Raw genomic sequence first — 20,834 nt, 5'->3', positions numbered from 1 at the left:
GCAGTGCCAGCGCCGTCAATTCCTGCATGACGCACGCGCTTGTCTGCCGCCGGTTTCTGAATGCGACGTTTTCAAAGCCGAGGTGATCGCACGGCGTGCACCGCCGTCACGCATTCACATGATGCACAACTTTTGTTCACTGATACGCATCGCCTCGCTTTCCACACTCCCCGTCATCGGTACGCACGACGACTGCGTGCCTGCCCTTCCCCCAATGCAGGAGAGTGTGCATGTCCGGCAGCAAGAATCAGTACGAAATGCAGAACCCGTTGACCCAGTTCCCGCAGCCGCAATTTCCGCACCAAACCCAGCAGGCTCCGGGCACCATCCACGAACTGCAGCCCAAGGCAGACCATGGCGAGCACAGCTACAAGGGCTTTGGTCGTCTGCAAGGCCGCAAGGCCCTGATCACCGGCGCAGACTCCGGCATCGGGCGCGCCACCGCCATTGCCTTTGCACGCGAAGGTGCGGATATCCTGCTCAATTACCTGCCTGAAGAAGAACAGGACGCAGCCGAAGTGGTGCAGCTGATCCAGGCAGAAGGGCGCAAAGCCATCAGCGTTCCGGGTGACCTCAAGAACGAGGCGTTTTGCACCGAACTGGTGGACCGTGCAGTGAAAGAGCTCGGCGGGCTGGATGTCCTGGTCAATATCGCGGGCAAACAGACCGCCGTGAAAGACATCGCAGACATCACGACCGAGCAGTTCGACGCCACCTACAAGACCAACGTCTATGCGATGTTCTGGCTGTGCAAGGCCGCCATCCCGCATTTGCCGCCGGGCGCATCCATCATCAACACCGGCTCGATCCAGTCGTACCAGCCCTCGCCGACGCTGCTCGACTACGCCTCCACCAAGGCGGCCATCGTCAACTTCACCAAGGGCCTGGCGCAGCAAGTTGCCGAGAAGGGGATCCGCGTCAACGCAGTCGCGCCCGGACCGGTGTGGACGCCGCTGCAGCCCAGCGGTGGTCAGCCGCCGGAAAAGATTCCCGATTTCGGCTCGGAGACGCCGCTCAAGCGCGCCGGCCAGCCGGTAGAAATGGCGCCGCTGTATGTGATTCTGGCATCGCAGGAATCGAGCTACGTCACCGGCGAAGTGTTCGGTGCCACCGGTGGCCTGCTGTTGTCTTGAGCCGTCCCGGCGCCGAGTTTCAGCGTGATGCCACCGGCACCTTGCCAATCGCCGCTTATGCGGCGATTGGCGACGGGCGCTCGGTGGCGTTATGCGGTGCCGATGGCAGCATCGATTGGTGGTGCGTGCCGAAGATGGACTCGCCGCCGTTGTTCGATCGCCTGTTGGATGCAGGCGAAGGCGGCTATTTTGCCCTCACGCCGCAACAGCTGCAGCAGGTACAGCGCCGATACCGCGATGGCAGCAATATTCTCGAAACGACCTTCAGCACCGCAACCGGCAGCGCACGTCTGACCGAGTCGCTCAACAGCGGCGAAGCCGGCCGGCTGCCGTGGTCGGAACTTGCGCGACGCATCGAAGGTCTCGAAGGCCGCGTTGTCTTCGACCTGATCTACCGCCCCGGTACACGTGCCGGAGAAGCCACTCCCTGGCAAAGCGAGACGCCGAACGGCCGTGTGCATCACGTCGGCCCGCTCATGACCATGCTGCGCTACGACACGGAGGCAGCGCAGCTGGTGCACTGCGACGACCGCGGCGTGCACGCCACGCTGGCGATCCGCGCAGGCGACACACAGGTCGTTGCGTTGCTGGCCGCCGAAGAAGATGCGCTACCGGTGCCCGCGCTGGAAGACATCGGTGGGCGCATCGAGCGCAGCGACCAGGAGTGGCGCGAGTGGAGCGGCAACCTGTCTTACGCCAATAGTTACCACGATGCGGTCGTGCGCTCTGCGCTGGCGCTCAAGTTCCTGTGGTTTTCACCTACCGGCGCCATCGCCGCTGCGGTCACCACGTCATTGCCGGAGCAAATTGGCGCAAATGGCAATTGGGATTATCGCTATGCCTGGGTCCGCGATGCCGCCTACACCACCAAGGCCTTCCTGCGCGTGGGCGCATTGGCCGATGCCAAGGCCGCGTTTAGCTGGTTGATGCGCACCATCCGCCAGCATCGGCCTGGCGTGCGCCCCTGCTACACCCTGGATGGCGCGTTGGTGCCGGACGAACGCGAGATCGACATTCCCGGTTATTGCAATACGCGCCCGGTGCGCGTTGGCAACACCGCCAACAACCAGCTGCAGCTGTGCCTGTACGGCGATATCTTCGAAATGGCCGCGCGCTTTCTTGATGCCGGGCACATCCTGGACCAAGAAACCGCACGCCAGTTGTTCGAGCTCGGCAACGAATGCGCCAACACCTGGATGCGCAAGGACGCCGGCTTCTGGGAACTGGAAACCGCCGAGCATTACACCATGTCCAAAGTGGAATGCTGGCTGGCGCTACGCCGCGCCAGCGAGCTGGCCAAGGCCGGCCATCTCTCCACCGCGATGCTGCCACGCTGGGAACGCGAACAGGCGCGGATTCTCGAGTGGATCGACATGCACTGCTGGTCCGACGCCAAGCAGGCTTACACCTTCTACGCGGGCACCGACGACCTGGACGCAAGCCTGCTGTTGGCCTCGCGCTTTGGGCTGGGCGGGCCGCGCCGCCAGCGCATGATCGCCACCCGCGATGCCATTGCCTCAGAACTTGGCAGCGACGCATTGCTGCACCGCTACAGCGGCATGCAACAACGCGAAGGCGCATTTATTGCCTGCTCGTTCTGGCTGGTGGAAGCCTATGGCCTGCTCGGCGAGCGTGCTGAAGCCAAGCGCTTGTTCGAACAGTTGCTGGAACAGCTGGGCAACGATGTCGCGCTGATGCCGCAGATGCTGGACACGAGCACGGGCGCCGCGCTGGGCAACGTCCCGCAAGGCTTGAGCCACCTTGCGCTGATCCACGCGGCGCTGGCCGTGGATGGCGAATAAGCGAAGCGCAGCATCTGTCGCCTTCACCAGGCTGTTATCGCCGCAAACTCCTTCTCCCATCGGCAGAAGGAGCACGCTCGGTGGATGCAGCTGCGCCAGAACGCAGCTCAACCAAGTGCGTCGATTCGTTTACTGCGCCAGTACCACGGTCTGGATCGCATGCGCCGGAATCTCCAACGTGCTGGATGCCTCGCCCACATACAGGTTGTAAGCAATCGCAGCGTCGCTGGCATTCATGACCACCATGGCCAGGCTGCCATCGGTGTTGAGAAACGCGGTGGTTGCCAGATTGCTACGGCTGCTGGCTGCGCTGACCCGTCGTGCACCCGGCCGGATGAATTTGGAAAAGTGGCCGATGTACCAATAGCTCGGCGTGTAGATCACCTCGCCCGTGCGCGTATCGGCATGCACCGGCGCAAAGCAATAGTTGCCCACGTGGTTCGGCCCACCGTGTTGGTCGAGCAGAATGTTCCAGTCCGTCCAGCCCACTGCGCCATGATTGAGGTCGTTGATGATGGCCGTGCCGTAGCGCTCGCCATTGGGCCAGTACTGCAACTTGGCCGGGTCGAACTTTTCCACCGCCGCTTCGGTCAACAGCAAGTGCTTGTCAGGGTACGCCTGCGCCACTGCCGCCACGTTCTCCACCATCGGCTCGAATCCGGCCCAGGTTTCATACCAATGAAAGCCCATGCCCCACGCATATTTTGCCGCCTCCGGGTCGTCGAAGATCACATGCGCGCGGTGCACCATCATGTCGCGGTTGTGGTCCCACACGATGATCTTGCGATCGCCGTAGCCGGCGCTGGCCATGGTGGGCCCGAGATGATGCTTCAAAAAGTCGCGTTCTTCCTCGGCCGAAAACAGCATCGACTCCCAGGTCTGCACCGCCATCGGCTCGTTCTGCAGGCTGACGCCCCAGATCGGGATGCCCGCTTTTTCGTATGCCGCGATAAAGCGCGTGTAGTAGCTTGCCCAGGCCTGCGCGTACTCGGGCAATAGCTTGCCGCCCTTGAGCATGGTTTTGCTGTCTTTCATGAAGGCCGGCGCGCTCCATGGGCTGGCAAACGTGGTGAGCTTGCCGCCGGCCGCCGCAATCGCCTGGCGCAACATCGGGATGCGGTACTTGGCATCGTGCTTGACCGAAAAACTCTTCAGCGCCGCGTCGCCCTCCTTGATGTAGGTGTAGCTGCCGCTGCTGAAATCCGAGCTATGGATGGTGGTACGCGCCAGCGTATAGCCAATGCCCTGCTGCGGATCGTAGTACGCCGTGAGCAGCGCACGTTGCGCACGCTTGGGCAGCTTGGCAAAGGTCTCTGCGCTGGAATCAGTGATCGCGCCGCCGATGCCCAACAGTTCCTGAAATTGCCGTTGCGGATTGACGAAGATGGAGTTTTCTTTTTCGGTCAGCGGATGCCCGTTGGCAGGAGCAGCAGCCGTGCTGACGCGCATCTGCTGCGTGGCGCCTTGAGAACTGGTGTAGACGCGCAGTGCACCAGTGCTGCTCACCGCTGGCGAGGTCTCATCTACCGCTGTTGGCGTCGCTGCGGATGCAACAGCCGTCGCTGCTGCACTCGCGCTGCTCACTGTGCCCAGCCCCATCCCTAACATCCCCACCACCGACCACGTCATCGCTCGCTTCACCGCGCACCCTCCCAGGTAGATCGCGCAAGCCTAACCGACCAACGCGCCGCAGCATTGCAGGACAAACGAGCGCAAGCGCAGTGCGGTGTGACATCAGACTTCCTTCTCCCGTCGGGACATTGCCCCCCTTCATGGGAGAGAAGGTGACGCGCAGCGCCGGATGAGGGTACGTGTGCACTTAAAGGTGCCGGCCGCGCGCGTAATGCGTCGCGAACAAAACAACGTAAAAGACTTCAATCTTCACCAATCCCAGCAGCCGTACCCTCACCCCAACCCCTCTCCCGCAGGGAGAGGGGCTCACTCACTTGCGCGACAAACGATCCAAAATCCCGGGCACTTCTTGTGGAATCTCGCGTGCCAGAAATCCAACCGTGCCAATCCGCCTGGACAGCTGCTTACCCGCTACCGCGTGCACAAATACACCCCACAGCGCGGCGGTCAACGCATCGCTGCCCCGCGCAGCAAACCCCGCGATCAAGCCGGCCAAGGTGTCGCCCGAACCAGACGTGCCTAATCCGGGCACACCACCCCGATGCACCCACAACGCACCATCCGGCCCGGCGATGAAACTGTCCGCGCCCTTGACGATCACCACGCTGCGCATCTTCCGCGCGAAGGCCAGCGCGTACTCGCCCGGCGCTGCTTCCACCGCAGCCTTGTCGTCGCCAGCGAGGGTCGCCATCTCCCCCGCATGCGGCGTCAGCACGAAGGGCCGCCCAGGCGGCGCACGCAAGCTGCGCGACAACGCACCGGCGTCCAGCACCAAGGTACAGACGGCCTTTGCAGCGGCCAGCCTGACCAGCGCCATTGTCGTTGTGGTGGACGCCATGCCCGGCCCGATCACGGCGGCGTCGCAGGCTGCCAGCGCCGCATCCAACGCACGGTGCCCGCGCGTGATCTCGCCCTGCCCGTTCTGCCCCAGCCCCAGCACCAATGCCTCGGGCACCGCCAGGGCCATGGCCGGCGCCACGCTGGCAGCGGTGGCGATCTGCAATTTGCCGGCGCCCGCGCGCAATGCAGCTTCTCCGGCCAGCAGTGCCGCACCGGGCACGCGCATCGAGCCACCCACCACCAACACGCGCCCCCGCTGCTCCTTGTCGCCGCCGGGCGATGGCAGCGGCATCGCACGCAATGCAGCAGCGCTCAGCGTGCGAAGGCGTGCGGCAGCCATCAGCGCGCTCCGGCCGGGCGGTCGGATTCGGTGGTTACCGGCTCATCGGCCAGCTCTGGCGGTACGAACTTGGTGCGCACCAACCGCAGCGATTGGCCATCGGCCGCGGCCGCATATTCGGTGACGCCACAATTGGGCACATCGCCTTCGCGGTCGATGGCCAGGATGGTGGCCTCGTCCATCCGCTCGATCAGGTAACGGAAGCAATTGACGATCACTTGGTGCCCCACGATCAGCACGCGCGCCCCCACATGGTTGCGCTGCAGGTCGCCCACGATGCTGCGCAACCGAAAGATCACATCGCACCAGCTCTCGCCACCAGGCGGGCGAAAATAGAACTTGCCCACCAGCTTGCGCTGCTCGGCCAGCTCCGGAAACGTCGCCAGGATGCCGGACGTGGTGTAGCGGTCGAGCACGCCGAATTCCTTCTCGCGCAGCCGCTCGTCCACGCTGACCGCATCGGCCGGCCGGCCGAGCGCACGCGCAACCGCGGCGGCGGTCTGCCGCGCACGCACATAGGTCGAACTCAGGATCAAGGTCGGCCGCTCGTGTTCGGGGAGCCCAGCCATCCACGCGCCCAAGGCTTCGGCCTGGCGCTCGCCCAGCGCCGAGAGCGGCACGTCCGCATCGCGGTGCTCCAGGTCGATCAGCGTCGCGCCATTGGACTCGGCCACATCGCGCGCCACGTTGCCTGCGCTTTGCCCATGCCGCACCACCCACAGGCGCGCCGGCCACTGCGCCGACACCCCTGCAACCGCACTGTGCTCACTCACACCCGTCTCCTGCATCACGTCGGCACCACGTGTCGCACAGCCGCCGTGAACGGGTGGTCGACCATGCGTGCGGCCATGCGCCGCCGCGCCACCGGTGTCATGCATGAGCCCGCACACGGTGCATGCCGCAGGGAACATGCGCCATGGCACGGACCAGCGCCGCTCCAACGGATGCATAACCCTGGCTCGGTATACTGCAGGCCCCCGCCACGCCGCTCGCCCATGTCCAACGTCCTTCAGCTGCGCACCGCAAAACAGCGCGAAGAGCTTCTGCTAGACGACGTACTGGATGCCGCCGAACGCTGCATCGACGAGATCGGCCTTTCGGCCACCAGCTTCGAACTCATCGCCGAACGCACCCGTCTGTCATGCGGCAGCCTGCTGCAGCGCTTCGAAGACAAGGACGCGCTGGTGCGCGCATTGCTCGAACGCAACTACATGCGCGCCATCCGTCAGATGTGGCTGGTGGAACGCCCGGCCAACGTGCACGTAGTGGACTTCATCGCCGGCCTGCTCGAAGACTGGCTGCTGCAGGAAATCAACATCAAGCGCACCCGCATCGACCTGGAGCTGCACCTGGCCACCCTGCGCGACCCGGTGCTGGCCGCCTTCATGCGCCGGCAGAGCGCATCGCTGATCGAACACCTCAGCGCATTGCTCAAGCGCCTGCTCCGCGGCCACACCGACACCGCCAGCAGCGAACACGAATTCCAGGCCCGCGTCTTCGCCGTCGCTGCCATGTGCGGCGGCCTGCACAGCGTGATGACCAGCGGCATGGAACTCAACCGCATGCATCTGCAGCTGATCCTGCGGGAGAGTTTGTCGGGCATCCTCAAGTCGGCGCCGGTGTAATCCTCGAGCAGCACCGGCTCGGCGATTGCGGGCCGCGCCCCGGCACCTGGCCGGCAGGCGCGCTCAACCTGCTGACGACGTGGATGCCTCTTCCGCTGCACGCCCTCTGGCGGCCTGCAGGAGCCGGGCGACCAGACCGTACGCATCGTTGCCGGCCCCGCGCGCTGCTCGCCATAGGTCTGGTGGCAGACGGGAACGTTCTACCGTCATGAGGTGCATCAGATCCCTGGCCAAGGCCAGCCGCTCGCCTTCGTCCATGGCAGGCCCAGGAGGGTCGGCGTCCAATCTGGTCACCATGTCGACCGCCTGATCCAGGCAGGCCTCGGTGGCTCCCAACTCGCTCGCGCGCTGCGCCTTGGTCGGCACTTCGTACCACCGGGTTTGCGCCTCCACGTAGCGCGCGGCCAGCACGTCGGCCAGCCCCATTCCCAGGAATGCAGCCAGCGCTCCCACTGCCTGGTAGCCACTGACTACAGCAAGATTCTTGTAATACAGGTCATCGTTGAAATAGCCGTAGGCCGCCGCTGCAGGCGCCTGGATTGCCGAAAAACCGCCCCATACTGCGGCCCCGGCGGCGCCCACGTGGGCCATCGTTCGCCCTAGATTGACGAGGGGGACGCCACGCGGCGTGCCAGGCGCCCTCAGCCGCGCCTCGCGCACGGGGCGCCGCGGCAGGCTCTGGGCCAACTGCGTATTGGCATGCGGGTCGTTGGCCGGTGCAGGCGGGCCGGCATCTGCCACGGTCGCACCCTCTTGCTGCTCGCGCCTGGCGCCTCGGCGCGTGACGGACGTCAATGCTAAAGGCCGCATCGTCACTTCTCCGCTATCGATGCGCGCCATTGTTCCCCAGCGTGATCGGGCATGACGCATCCGGCCGAAAAACCATTGCCGAACACGAAACAAGCGGCACGGAGCTTGCCAAAGTGCGCAAGCGGTGCACGCCCGCGCCACGTATCGCTGCAGGCAAACCAGCAGGGTGGCTGGCGATCGTGTTGAACGCGCGCGTTGGCCACCACAGCCGGCGCCGATCCCGCGGCGCCAGCGGCCAAGACATGCAGCACCCGCGCAACTTCGCCCACGCCTGCACTGCTTCGTGCATTGCTCCCTCCGCATGCACCACTGCCTCAATGATGATCAAAGTGACGCAGCCGGCATCGCCGCTGAGTGGCCCCTGGTGCCAGCGGCTCACTCCAGCTGCCGCGTGTTGCAAGCGAACCGCCAGAGCCACCTCCCCTGATCGTTGACCACACTGTCCTCGACCATGAAACAGATCTCCGGCAACTTCACTCTCCCTTCCACGGCGCTGCGCGCAGACGCAGAGCGCGATGCGCCCGAAACTGCACAGGCGCCCGAACCACACACCCCGCCCCATCCTGTCGCAGACCATCCGCTCAACCTGCTGGAAAAAAGAAGAAGCATCACCGGCGTACTTGCCGACGAACGTAAGCGTCTGGAAGTCGTGGTGCCCCGCCTGCAGGCAGCGTTGGCACCGCACACCTGGTCCTCATCCAGTAGCGACTCGCCAACGACGCCTGTCACCGGCCGCAGCCCCCGTCTGGGCCCGCAACCCGGCTCACCGACCTGGGCCTGTCTGCTGGAGACGCCGGCGCGCCTGTCGGCCCTTGCGGGCGCCGACAGCAGTGACGCATTCCAGAACTTGCGCAACGCACGGCGGCTGGTCAGCGATACGCGTCATGCCCGGCAGCACGTCGTGCTGAGCCCGCGCCTGGTGAAATCGCTGACCAGCCGCTCCGAACGCCCGGACTTGATCCAGAAGCTCTCGGCGTTGAAGCCCGGCGCCCTGGATGTAGACAATGGGTTTGTCCACGTGACGCTGGAAACCGGGCACGCAGGCACTGCAGGAACGCTGGACGCCATGCCCACCGTCGGCACCGGCGCATCCGCCTCGACCTACGCGGTGCGGCTGGCCGAAGATCTTTGGCAGGGCGGGCAAAATTGCGGACGCGACTTCATCTTCAAGGCCTTGTTGCGCACCGACCCGCAACGGCCGATCCCACCGACACTGTGCGACCCCGCCACCGCTGCAGACGCACCGGCGCTGCAGCAACGGATCGCTGAGCGCAAAGCCATGATCTTCCAGGAGTATCAAATGATCAGGTCGGTGGATGCAGTGCCGTATATCGTGCGCGCCCACGGCGTGGTGCAGATCGAACACACCTTCGGAATCCTGCTGGAAAAAATCGACGGCATCAGCGTACGCAGCATGATTGGCCGCGCACGCATCGCGCTGCGGCAAGGCGCCATCACCGCAATGGAGTATCTCGGCCTGGCCCGGCAGCTGATGGCCGACGTACTGGTGGGGATCGCCTGCTGCGAAGACGCCGGCATCGTGCATCAGGATATCTCGCACAACAACGTCATGTACGACCAACCCATGAAGATCTTCCGGCTGATCGACATGGGGCTCGGCGCAGAAGAAGGCGACCCTAACCGCGGCGGTACACCGGGCTTTTACGACTTGAGCACACCTGCCAGGCATGCGCGCGACGTCTACAGCGTGGCGCAACTGCTGGTGCATGTGCTCAAGCGCCCCGACTACAACATGGGCATGATCGGGATCAATCGCGCCAAGACCGCAGACACCTTCCCCTTCATGGATGCGTTGCAGGCTCTCCCGGCCGACCACAAGCGCATTGTGGTCCGCTTCTTCAACAGCATGCTGGACGACGGAACCGGCGAGCGCACCAAGGCAGAGAGACTGCTCCGCGACCCCTTTTTCACCGAACCGCCGCTCCCGCCCCGTGATCGGATGCACCGCACCTACGAAAAACTGAAGCGCTTGCCTTCTTTTTAGCAACAATTATTTTCAGCAGCGCCCACGGTTACAGGCAAGCGCGAGCCGATGGACCACGTAGGGTGTAGTGACCGCGCCTAGAAGCGCGGGATTGAAAGACAAGTGAGGCAATTGTGCAGACACGCACGCAGCCTGAGCGCTGACTCGGGCATTCAATCGGCACGCTGCGTGCTGCCATACCCGTGCCGGTGATGCGCCCATTCGGCGGTGATCCAGACGGCAACAAAATCCAGAGGGCACAACACGTCATGGCTGCGGATGCGTGCCTTCGACGACAGCGCACTCCACATCGTCCAGCACCCGTCCCACCTGCTCAGCCAGCAGCTCCAGACAAAACGCCAACTCGTCCATGCAGATGGCCGGCTGCCTAGCCTGCTCTTCGGCCTGCGTGCGCGGCTGCGCAAGGCGCGCCAAAAAGCGCATGTGGTCGCGCAGCTGCTGCAGGCGGTATTGCGCGCTTTCTGGCAGGTAGTAGCCCGGGTGTGACTGCGCATCGCGTACAACGTCCGACATGGCCTGCTCCTCATTCCATGGAATCGCCCCCGCCCGCCGCAAGGCGACGGACGGGAAGTCGGGAGGCTCGAAACCGCACACAGCCGGCGGGCGTATTCCCCTTGCGGGTGTTGTATTAGCCGCCCTCCCGACGCAGAGCATCGCGTCGGTTGCACCTACAGAACATGCAGGCACAAAAAACCCACCGATATGACGGAGGTGGGTACCGCTGTGTGCGGAGTTTCGAGGCTCCGTGGGGCGATCGTGCTACTGGCAAGGCTTGGCGTCAAGGCTAGCCGGCAATCGACGCAGTGACCTCTTAGCAGCGAGCCGACCAGAGCGCGTGTAATCCACCAGCTCGGCGGCACCGCCACAAGACCAGCCAAATCGCGTAATTGGCGCAACCAATCAGATCTTTCAAATCCCTTCTACGTCCATCCCATGCTCGGCAAGCCACGCCTTACGCTGCGCATAGTCCGGCATCGCACGCTCCAAACGCAGCCAGAACGCCGGGGTGTGATGCGCCTCATGCAGATGCGCCATCTCATGCACCAGCACGTACTCGGCGATGCGGGCAGGGAGCAGGATGGTCTTCCAATGGAAGTACAACCAGTCGCCCTTGCCACACGAACCCCAGCGGTAGCCCAGGTCCTGCACCTTGACGCCCGCCGGCGCGACTTCCATCCGGGCAGCATGCTCCAACATGCGCGTGGACAGCCAGGCTTTGGCACGCGCCCCATACCAGCGGATGAAATGCTCCCTGGCCTCGGGCAAGGCCTCCGACGCCAGGCAGAAACGCCCGGCGGCCAGCTTCAGCGGCGTGGTCTGATCGGACATCATCTTCAGCCGGTAGCTCCGCCCCAGGTAAAGAAAGCCCTCGCCACCCACGAACTCCTTGCGCGGTGCATGGCGTTGCAGGCGATCCTTCTCCGCCAACCGGGTGTAGATCCAGAAGCGCTTTTCCTGCACAAAGGCACGTAACCTGGACTCTGCCACGTCTGGCGGTGCAGACAGCACCAACGCGCCATCACGCTCGACGGTGATCTCCATCGTCCGGCGGCGCGCACTGTGTCGCACCGTAAACAGCAGATCGTCCACCTGCAGACTGGAGGCTGTCATGGGTGCTCGCATGGCATCACACCTGCATCAACCGCGCGTGGCTGGCACGCGCCTGTTCCATCAGCTTGTCGGTGAGCAGCCCCGCCGCAGCTTCGTCCATCAGCGGGGGACGCAGCCGCATCAGACGGTCGAACAGCAAACCATTGAGCTGTTCCTGTGCCGCGCGCTTGTGCGGGCTCCAGATATTGCGGTTGCTCTGCAGCTCCTGCACCAACAGCTCGACCAGCTCCACGGTCACGTCCATCAACCGGAGCAGTTCCGCTGGGGGCGGCTCGCGCCCGGCACAGACCATGTCCATCACCGTGCGAAGAAACGGCGCGCAATGCTCCGGCACACCTGCTGGCGCATCGGCGGCACCGACGCTGCCGTTGCGCACATCGTCCACCAGTGCCTGCAGCTGGGCAACCACCGCACTCCATTGTTCGCCTAACGTCCGCAGGATCTCGTTCAATCGCTCGGAAAGCTTGCGGTACAGCACCGGGTCCTCGTCGGCGTGCTTGCGGATATGCGAGCGCACTGCGTGCTCCATTTCCGAAGCCTTGGCGCGGTCGTTCGCGGCCCGGCTCACATGTGCATCGAACTGGGTATCCGTCAGCTGAATTGGCGCAATCTTCGGATCGATGCCCAGCGAGATCACATGGTCGTCGATCAGCTTGCGCACCTTGGCGCCCACGTCCTTCCCAAGCACCGGCGTGTCCTTGTAGCGATTACGGGCGCGCGCATGTATATAGGCCAGGCGCTTGGCATCTGCCGAGAACGGCAGACCTTCCGGACGTGGCAACACTGTGTCCAGCGATCCAAGAAAGGCCTTGAGCTTGACCACGAACTCCGCTCTGAGCTTCTCGTTACCGAGTGCATCCACACAGGCCTCGGTGTCCGCCAGCGAGTCGATGCCCCGCTCGCGGAACAGATCAACCACCCGCGCATACCGGTCGCGCAGCACCGGTACTTCGTCCTTCAAACTCGCCAATGCGCCAACCACATCTTCATCGGCGTAGGCAGCCAGCGCTTCCTTCAGATGCTGGGCCACACCGTAGTAATCCACCACGATGCCGCGGCGCTTGCCAAAGCCGGTACGATTGACGCGCGCAATGGCCTGCAGCAACTCGGCCTCGCGAATGGGCCGGTCCAGGTACATCACACCGGCAATCGGCGCATCGAATCCCGTCAGCAACATCGACTTGACCACAAGGAACGCCAGCGGATCCGCTTTGGTCGCATCCGCATGCAGCAGCGGCTTCTTGAAGCGTTTGATCAGCGACTCATGAGTGGCACTGTCGGTCCAGTGCTTCCAGCCGGGATCGTCGTTGTTGCTGCCGGAGATGATCGGCGCAAACTCGATACGCGCCAGCACCTCGCGATAGCGCCACGCCTGAACCACCGCCCGCACCTTCGGCGGCCGCAGGCACAGGGCCTCATCGTCCATCGCCTTGTCCTGCGGGCTCAGCGCATTGGCCTCCTGCAAGAGCTCGTCGCGCGCGGCTTTCAAGGCGACGAAATAGCGGGTGGCAGCCAGCCGGCTGTAGGCCACCACCTGGGCCTTATAGCCATTGGGCAGGATGTTGGCGACGTAATGGCGGAGGATGTCGCGTGCCTTCTCGGCAATCAGTGCCGGCGCATCGAAAATATGGCCCTTGGTGGCGTACTTTTGCTTGATCGCTTCCAGCTCTTCGGGCGTGTGCTGGCGGAACAGATCCTCAAACAGTTCATCAAGGTTCGCGCCATCTTTGATGGCGCCGTTGGCAGTACGTCCTTCGTAGAGCACCGGCACCGTCGCCCCATCGGCTTCGGCCTCCTTGATGGTGTAGCGGTCGATGAACTCGCCGAAGATCTCGTGTGTACGCTTCTTCTCGCCCATGATGATCGGCGTGCCGGTAAAACCGATGCGCGCGCAGTTGGGCAATCCGGCCAGCAGGTTGGCATGCAGGTCGCCGGCCTGGGTGCGATGCGCCTCGTCCACCAGCACCAGGATGGCCTCGTCATCGTTGAGCACCTCGAAGTGCTCCGCAGCCGCTTCGGCCTTGCCATACAGCGCCCGCGCCTCCTTGACCGCGTGTCCAGCAGCCGGCAGATCCTCGGCCTTCAGCGGCGCATCGTTGGCCGTGTCGCCATCGCGGTACTTCTGGATGGTGACGAACACCAATCCCGGCCCCTTGCGCCGCGCCAGGGCTTTCAGATCTGACGTGCTGTTGCCCACCTCAACGGTTTCGCCGGTGAGCGTGGCGGTCACGGACAGCTGGCCTTGCAGGTCCTTGCGGTCGGTGACCACCACCACCTTGAAGCGTCGCAGCGCCGGCTCGGCGCGCATCTTGCGCACCAAAAACACCATGGTCAGCGACTTTCCCGAGCCCTGGGTATGCCAGATGATGCCGCCACGCTGATCGCTTTCGCCATGCTGCAGCCGGGTCTGGCCGCGCTTGAGCCTTGCGATCGCACGGTTCACCGCACGGTACTGCTGATAGCGACACACCGATTTGATGGTCTGCCCACCCACCTGCATGAACAGCAGGAAATGCTTCACCACATCCAGCAGATTCGCTGGCGCCAGCAGGCCGGCAATCAATCGCTCCTGGGCATTGAGCGCCTGCTTGCCGAAGCGTTGCGCCGCCTCTGCCTCCGATCCCGCGCCGTCCAGCCCCACCACGGTCTTCCACTGCGCGAAGTGCTCGAAGCCCGCACCGATACTTCCTACCCGCGCCTCATCCACGCAGCTGGCCACCAACAACTGGTTGGTGGCGAACAGCGCCTCGTTGCCCTCGTTCTCGTCCACTTCCAGCGCCGCCTTGCGCTGGTTGCTGTAGCGGCGCAACTGGTCCACGGCCTCGCTCAACGGCTCGGGGATGGACGGACTCTTGCACTCCACCACCACCAGCGGGATGCCATTCACCAGCAACACCAGGTCAGGCACGATGAAGGCCTTGGCGCTGTTGAAGCCGGGCGGGCAGTCCACGCGGTACTGGCTGACCACGGTAAAACGATTGTTGCTTGGCGTGTTCCAATCGATATAGCGGATCGTCTGCCCGCGCCCACCATCCCAGCCGGCCAGCCCGTCGACCGTCAGGCCCTTGATCAGCAGCTCGGTGGCTTGCTGGTTGGCCTCCATCAACTTGTGCGCGCCCAGGCGCGTGATCGCAGCCACTGCGTCAGCGAGGCGGGCGTCGTCCAGCCAGGGCTTGCCGTCCGGCCCCGGATTCAGCGCGAGCAGGTGCTCGCGCAGCCGGCCTTCCTGAACGACCTCGGCGAAGCCGCTCCGTTCTGTGGCGGCGGGGTCGTCCAGGCTGCCGGCCAGATGGGCCCAGCCCACCGCCTGCAGCTGCGCCACGAAAGGCTTCTCAACGTCTTCCAACTCCCAACCCATCAACGTCTCCCTGGCTGGATGCAGGCATCCATGAACATCCCAATATTTCCCAAAAACTCCCAAAAACTCCCAAAGAGCCCCAAAGCTTCCCAAAGCGCCCAGTTCGCCTGCCGACGACCAGTCAGTCCTCAGGTTCGATGGTGTAGTAGGCCGAACGGCGTGTCCCATGTTGGGACAGCCGCCCTTGCTCCTTTAACTGCCCCAACAGGGCCTTGGCCTGATCGGCGCCCAAGCGGCACAGCTCCATCACCTCGGCACGGCGGATCTGCCCGTGCTGCTGCACGTAGTTCAGCACCAACTGCGCGTTCTGCAGGCTCGTGAAGCCGGCTTGCCGGGTATAGGCGGCCTTGTCGCCCTGGCGCTGATACACGGCGGCCGACAGCGTGTAGCTGCGCGCGCGGGTCTGCCCGTGCGCCTCGATCAGGCCGGCCTCGGTCAGCGCCTCCAGCGTCCGCTTGGCGCTGGCCGGGTCTCGCTGGATGCGCGCGGCCAACTCGTCGGCGGTCACACGCTTGAGCTCGCGCAACGCGGCCAGCGCGATCAGGCTGTCGATCGGCAGTTCGCCATTGCTGCGCCGCTCCTGCTCCACCACCATCCGGCCGAAGTTGAGGTCCGCCGCACCGGTATCCAGCCGTACCACCACGCTGTGGCTGTCGGTGCGCGTGTAGTCCGGCGCCGGCCGGCCGAAGCGCAGCAGGCCGCGATAGATCGTGTCGACCCCGCGCCCCGAGCGCTCCACCACACCGATGCGCTTCATCGCATCGGCCAATGCGCGGTTGCGTGGGCGCGGCTCGGTGGTCAGCAGGTTGTACAGCGTCACCCCATCGACCAGGCCGCCGGGGTTGCTGACCACCAGCGCGTCGTTCTCCAGCCGCACATGCACCGCGCCCAGGCGGTGGTAATCGCGGTGGATCAGCGCATTGGCCACCGCCTCGCGGTAGGCACCCATATCGACCTTGGGCACCGGCACGCGGAACAGGCCGACCTGCAGTTCTTCCTCCGGGTTGTAAGGGCGGAAGTTGGTTTCCAGCCACTCGATGGCCTGCAGCAGCGGCACGCGGCGGAACTCATTGAAGCGCACCGCCTGCTCGGCCAGCACCTGGAACGCAAACTCATGCGTGGCAACGTGCTGGCGCAGCGCCTCGACCCGGCCGATCACCAACAGGCCGCACAGCGTCGGCACGCGGCGGCCGTCGGACTGGCGCGCAGTGAAGCCCAGTGCGCCATCCAGCGCCTCGTCGTCTAGCTCCAGCAGCACCCGGTCGCCACCGTACTGCTGCACGGCCTGGCGCAGGCGCTCACGCTCCAAGGGGTCGAAATCGGACAACTGCGCGCCGGCCACCGGCTGCGCCGACGCATCGACCAGCCCCAGCTGGCCGAGCCGGCTGTCGCGCTCATGCGGCAGCATCGGCACGCACTCAGGCATGCCGTCATGCTTCAGCCGGCGGCGCAGGTAGACGCCACCGGCGGTGGCCACCACCGTGGCGGCCTTGGGCACCACGATCCGCGCGACGGGCACACCATCGATCTCGACCGCCTCCACCTGCACCGCGATGGCCGGCGACGTGCGCGCCGCGACCAGGCCGGGCAAGCCGGCCAACTGCCGGTGATCGGCATGCAGACCGGTCGCGGTGCCATCGTCTTCTACGCCCAGCCACAGCTCGCCACCGTCCGCGTTGGCCAGACACACCACGGCCTCGGCCAGCTCAGTGTCGGACAGCTTCCTGCGGTCGCTCTTGAACTCGACCATCAGCGATTCGGCGGCTGGCAGAGTGTGGGTCATGCGGTGGCGGCATCCAGCAGCGGGGTGACGCGGACGCGGCCGGTGAGGAGGTCGTCCATGAGGGCATGCTTCAAAGATTTCCGTTTCTGAAGGATCTTCATCTCACCCTCCAGGCGGCCCACCAGCTCGTTCAATCGCTCCATTGACGCAGCCTGCTCAATTATCGGCGGGATAGGCACAATAATGCTTCGAATTTGACTCTGCGAAATATTCCTTTGACCACTACTGCCATTCATCATCCCATTAATCTGAGAGCGAGTTCCTGCATGCATCATTATTCTCACCAAGTAATCCGACCTGACGAATTTTTCGTTTGGGACAAGCCTGAGAATCTTGTCCGACAGCATCAGCTTTGTTGGCGTATCGCGAACCAAGACTGTTTTCGCAACTAAATCAGCCACCCCATTGGCACGTGCAAGTAAAACATCTCCGACACGCACCTCAATCGAGGAAATCGGCCTCAGATTAGGCGCCAGCCTCTTTGATTGGCGCGCATCATAAGCCCCCCCAGACACGGCACTCACCTTCAGGACGCCCCATTCACCCTCCCTCGGCGGTTCCTCGGGACAACTCGGACTCCAGCCTGCATCAATCCCTGTCAATATGCTGCCAGCCGAATCAACAACCCACTCATTTGGGATCCACCCCATTGGTGACAGCTTATAAAGGTGAGGGGCCTCGGACTGAGGCGGGCGTAGTTCGCCATTGGCGTCGATGCCCCGCGTCAGCAGGTCGTGCAGCAGGCCCTGCTTGACGGCCTTGAGCTTGACGATCAGTGCCTCGGTTTCGTGGATGGCGGTGTCGAGGACCTTCAGGACACTCCCAATAACTTCTTGCTGAGGCAGCGGAGGCAACGCGAGCCAGCACAACTTCATATCGCTAGGCTTGATGAAAGGCTGTGCGGAGCCGGACCGAGGCCAGTAGTCATCGCGATTAACTCTGTAATGCAAGAATCTGGCGCTCGCCTGCTCGGCGCTCGGCACCACTGCTTGCACATTGGCGAGCGTTGTCCAGTCCCCACTTGCCAAGAAGCAGCGTCCGCAGTTGGCGCCGATAGCTGAAAGAATAACTGCTTCGGTGTCATGGAACTCCGGGACGTCAACAAACCCGTCCTGCCCCGCTGCGCTGAACGCAGGAAATCCGCTGCTTAGATAGTTCTGCTTTGTCAGCCCTTTGCGTCCGCCTTGGATGAAATCACAAAAGCTCTTCAGTTGCAGCGCCTGCCAACCCTCGGGTAGGTCCTCTGGATGAATCGGCAATGTTCCCGGACCAAGACGGACCTCAGACATACCCCAACCCCTTCAAGAACCCTTGCAACGCTCGCGCCGCCTCATCGCGCTTGCCTTCGATATCCGCCAGCGTCACCCGGTACTTGTCCCACCACGTCTCGAACGCGGCCACGACATCCTTGCGCTGCGCGGCGACATAGCGCTCGACAATGGCGCGCATGTCGTCGTGCAGGATGGTCAGCAGCAGCGCTGCGGCTGCCGCGTCGTCCAACGCATCGACCTTGCGGTCGAGCTCATTCGTGAAGCTGTCCTTCTGGACCTTGAGCTGCTTCTTGACTGCAGCCAGGTCTTTCTTCCAGGCCTTGAGCTGTGCCTCATCGAAGGTATCTTCGTTCTCGTCCGCATCGGCCGGTTCGGTATCGCCGTCCTCGCCATCGGCGTCTTTCGATGCTTTGGGGTCGGCCGCCTTGATCTGGCTGTCCAGCTCGGCCTTCTTCGCTTCCAGTTCGGCGATGGCTTCGACGAACTCGGCCATCAGGAAACGCACCAGCTTGTGGTCCAGCGGGTTGTCCTTGCTGGCCTTGTCCTCCAGCGCGGTGACGATGCTGGTGCGCCAGGCGTCGATGACGCCGCGGGCGCCGCGCGCCATCAGGGTCTGGAATTCGTAGCGGCTCTGTACCCAGAAGCCGGCGATGATGCCGCGCACCTGGAACGGATCGAGCAGGCCAACGGCTTCCAGCGCGTCGCTGAAGCTGGCCAACAATTCGTGGCGTAGCGCGACCAGCGCAGCGGCATCGTTCTGGCGCCCGGCCAGCGCGGTGATGCGGGTGCCGTGGGCCTGCCACCATGCCTCGAACACGTCGCGCAGCGCCGCCTCCTTCGCTTGCAGGCCGGGATTGCCTTCGACGGCGGGCTTGAGCTCGACGCGGGCGGTCAGCATCGGCGCAAAATCGAAATACGCCGCGTCACGCACGACGAATAGCTCCTGCGGGTCGAGGCCATGCGCAGCGAACAGCGCGGCCTTGGCCTGCACCTCGGCCTTCGGCACGCCGCCGACCAGATGCGCGCGCACGTCGTGCGGTTCCGGCGCCGGGGCGTTGTCGGCATACCGGCGGATGTTGAGGTTGCAGCCGTTCTGCAGCAGCGTGGCGTTGTCGACGATGGCGGAGAAGCCGTCGATGGCGCGGAATTCGTCGAACGTGGTGACGATCTTTTCGATGTGTTCGGGCAGCAGGTAGTTCTGTGCCCGCCCCTCGAAATACTCACGGTCGGCATTGATGAAGAGCACCTTGCCCTGCCGCTGCGCCGGCTTGCCGCTGACGCGGTTGCCGCCATGCTGCACCTGTTGGCGCAACACCAGGACACAGGCCGGGATGCCGGTGCCGTAGAACAGGTTGGGTGCCACGCCGATCACCGCTTCCAGCAGATCGTCGGCAATCAACCCGGCGCGGATGCGCGCCTCATCGCCGCCGCGGAACAGCACGCCATGCGGCATGACCGTGGCGATCATGCCGCCATCCCGGGTCACGGCCACCATGTGCTGCAGGAACATCAGGTCGGCCTTCTTCGCGCCCAGCGGCACCTGGCCGTAGCGGAAGCGTTCGGGGAACTTCGGTGCCCAGGCCGGCGTGCCATCGGTGTTCTTGTCGGCGGTGCCCCAGTTGATCGAAAACGGCGGATTGGTCAGCACGCGGTCGAAGCGCTGCAGCTCGCCACCGGCGACATGCTGCGGCTCGGCCAGCGTATCCTCGTTGCGCAGATCGGCGGTGCTGATGCCATGCAGCAGCATGTTCATTTGGGAGATCGACCAGACCGTGCCATTGAACTCCTGCCCGAACAGATTGGCCTTGCGGCCGTCGCCGCCATGTTCGTCAATGTAGTCCTTGGACAGGATCAACATACCGCCCGATCCGCTGCAGGGATCATAGATGTCGTGATGCTGCTCGGGCTTGAGCAGCTGCACCATCATCCGAACCACCGAGCGGGGCGTGTAGAACTCGCCGCCTTTCTTGCCGGCGGAGTCGGCGAATTCGCCGATCAGGTATTCATAGGCCGCACCCAGCAGGTCGGGAAACTCGAAATCCTCGTTGCGCAGGCGATGCAGAGCGAAGTGGGTGATAAGCTGGCGCAGCTTGATGTCGGGGAGCTTGCTCTGGCCAACCTTGCGGGTGAAGTCGATGTGCTCCAGCACGCCGTCAAGGCTGTTGTTGGTGTCTTCGATCCCGGACAGCGCCTTGTTCAGCGCGTCGCCCACGTTCTGGTGGGCATCGTTGACCAACGTCTGGTAGCGCGAAATCCGCGGAACCCAAAACGCACCTTCGACCTTGTACCAGCGCGGATTTTCGGCAGAAGCGTTGGCTTGCGCATCGCTTTCACCGGCGCGCTTGCGCTCGGCGATGACCTGCTCGCGGCGCTGCTCGAACACATCGGAGCAACGCTTGAGGAACAACATCCCGAAGATGTATTCCTTGAATTCGGACGCATCCATCTTACCGCGCAGGATGTCGGCGGCCTTGAACAGATGGCGTTCCAGCTGGGGGAGGGTCAAGGGCATGAATCAAACGTCTCTTTAAGTAATGCTTAAATTCGAGTGAAAGATTGGCATCAGTTTCGCCTCTCAACGCGGATCGACGGCGCCAGATGATGGATTTTTTACAGACAGCTCA

The 20,834-nt window shown here is 63.8% G+C and carries 14 protein-coding genes; 4 read left to right on the top strand and 10 right to left on the bottom strand.

The genetic code is table 11. The features are described 5' to 3' along the window. The first annotated feature begins 230 nt into the window (after positions 1-230). The gene (locus tag ACCQ07_RS06070) at positions 231-1,133 is read left to right on the top strand and encodes an SDR family oxidoreductase (protein WP_014089587.1); all 903 of its coding nucleotides are present in this window, start codon (positions 231-233) and stop codon (positions 1,131-1,133) included. Further along, positions 1,130-2,935, top strand: a complete 1,806-nt coding sequence (locus tag ACCQ07_RS06065) for a glycoside hydrolase family 15 protein (RefSeq protein WP_372363899.1) — start codon at positions 1,130-1,132, stop codon at positions 2,933-2,935. Before ACCQ07_RS06070 ends, ACCQ07_RS06065 begins: the two co-directional genes overlap by 4 nt. Before the next feature lie 129 nt (positions 2,936-3,064). Here the strand turns inward: ACCQ07_RS06065 and ACCQ07_RS06060 are convergent, their stop codons facing one another. The 3 genes from ACCQ07_RS06060 to ACCQ07_RS06050 form a co-directional block, all read right to left on the bottom strand. After that, positions 3,065-4,543 carry a glycoside hydrolase family 30 protein gene (locus tag ACCQ07_RS06060; protein WP_372364123.1) on the bottom strand — a complete coding sequence of 493 codons (1,479 nt, stop codon included), beginning with the start codon at positions 4,541-4,543 and terminating at the stop codon, positions 3,065-3,067. Between the two features lie 334 nt (positions 4,544-4,877). Beyond that, a complete protein-coding gene (locus ACCQ07_RS06055; RefSeq protein WP_372363898.1) occupies positions 4,878-5,747 on the bottom strand; it encodes an NAD(P)H-hydrate dehydratase in 870 nt (289 codons plus the stop codon). After that, entirely contained in the window at positions 5,747-6,535 is a 789-nt protein-coding gene (locus ACCQ07_RS06050) for a histidine phosphatase family protein (RefSeq protein ID WP_218534141.1), read from the bottom strand. The genes ACCQ07_RS06055 and ACCQ07_RS06050 overlap by 1 nt, the downstream gene beginning before the upstream one ends. 207 nt (positions 6,536-6,742) lie before the next feature. On the opposite strand from ACCQ07_RS06050, the gene ACCQ07_RS06045 reads away from it, so the two are divergent. Next, entirely contained in the window at positions 6,743-7,372 is a 630-nt protein-coding gene (locus tag ACCQ07_RS06045) for a TetR/AcrR family transcriptional regulator (RefSeq protein WP_008574141.1), read from the top strand. 63 nt (positions 7,373-7,435) lie between these two features. On the opposite strand, the gene xopAV is transcribed toward ACCQ07_RS06045, so the two are convergent. After that, complete coding sequence (gene xopAV / locus ACCQ07_RS06040; protein WP_372363897.1) at positions 7,436-8,212, bottom strand: type III secretion system effector XopAV; 777 nt, start codon at positions 8,210-8,212, stop codon at positions 7,436-7,438. Between the two features lie 400 nt (positions 8,213-8,612). Here xopAV and xopAU point away from each other — a divergent pair, with 400 nt between their 5' ends. Continuing rightward, complete coding sequence (gene xopAU, locus ACCQ07_RS06035; protein WP_372363896.1) at positions 8,613-10,187, top strand: XopAU family type III secretion system effector serine/threonine kinase; 1,575 nt, start codon at positions 8,613-8,615, stop codon at positions 10,185-10,187. A 246-nt stretch (positions 10,188-10,433) separates the two neighbouring features. Here xopAU and ACCQ07_RS06030 read toward each other — a convergent pair whose 3' ends face one another. The 6 genes from ACCQ07_RS06030 to ACCQ07_RS06005 all read right to left on the bottom strand — a co-directional run bounded on the left by ACCQ07_RS06030 (position 10,434) and on the right by ACCQ07_RS06005 (position 20,722). After that, positions 10,434-10,700 carry an XAC0095 family protein gene (locus ACCQ07_RS06030; RefSeq protein ID WP_218507985.1) on the bottom strand — a complete coding sequence of 89 codons (267 nt, stop codon included), beginning with the start codon at positions 10,698-10,700 and terminating at the stop codon, positions 10,434-10,436. 396 nt (positions 10,701-11,096) lie between these two features. After that, positions 11,097-11,798 (bottom strand): M48 family metallopeptidase, encoded by a 702-nt coding sequence (locus ACCQ07_RS06025; RefSeq protein ID WP_031421495.1) that lies wholly within the window; start codon positions 11,796-11,798, stop codon positions 11,097-11,099. 16 nt (positions 11,799-11,814) lie between these two features. Beyond that, positions 11,815-15,156 carry a type I restriction endonuclease subunit R gene (locus tag ACCQ07_RS06020; protein ID WP_372363895.1) on the bottom strand — a complete coding sequence of 1,114 codons (3,342 nt, stop codon included), beginning with the start codon at positions 15,154-15,156 and terminating at the stop codon, positions 11,815-11,817. A gap of 121 nt (positions 15,157-15,277) precedes the next feature. Further along, positions 15,278-16,939 (bottom strand): ATP-binding protein, encoded by a 1,662-nt coding sequence (locus tag ACCQ07_RS06015; RefSeq protein WP_218195432.1) that lies wholly within the window; start codon positions 16,937-16,939, stop codon positions 15,278-15,280. Beyond that, on the bottom strand, positions 16,936-18,228 hold the full coding sequence (locus ACCQ07_RS06010) for a restriction endonuclease subunit S (RefSeq protein ID WP_372363894.1): 1,293 nt from the start codon (positions 18,226-18,228) through the stop codon (positions 16,936-16,938). The genes ACCQ07_RS06015 and ACCQ07_RS06010 overlap by 4 nt, the downstream gene beginning before the upstream one ends. Continuing rightward, positions 18,221-20,722: a type I restriction-modification system subunit M gene (locus ACCQ07_RS06005; RefSeq protein ID WP_372363893.1), complete on the bottom strand. Its 2,502-nt coding sequence runs from the start codon at positions 20,720-20,722 to the stop codon at positions 18,221-18,223. Before ACCQ07_RS06005 ends, ACCQ07_RS06010 begins: the two co-directional genes overlap by 8 nt. Between the last annotated feature and the right edge of the window lie 112 nt (positions 20,723-20,834).

The organism is Xanthomonas sp. NCPPB 3583, from assembly GCF_041475715.2.
Lineage (GTDB): Bacteria > Pseudomonadota > Gammaproteobacteria > Xanthomonadales > Xanthomonadaceae > Xanthomonas > Xanthomonas euvesicatoria.
This window is presented reverse-complemented; position numbering and strand designations above follow the sequence as displayed.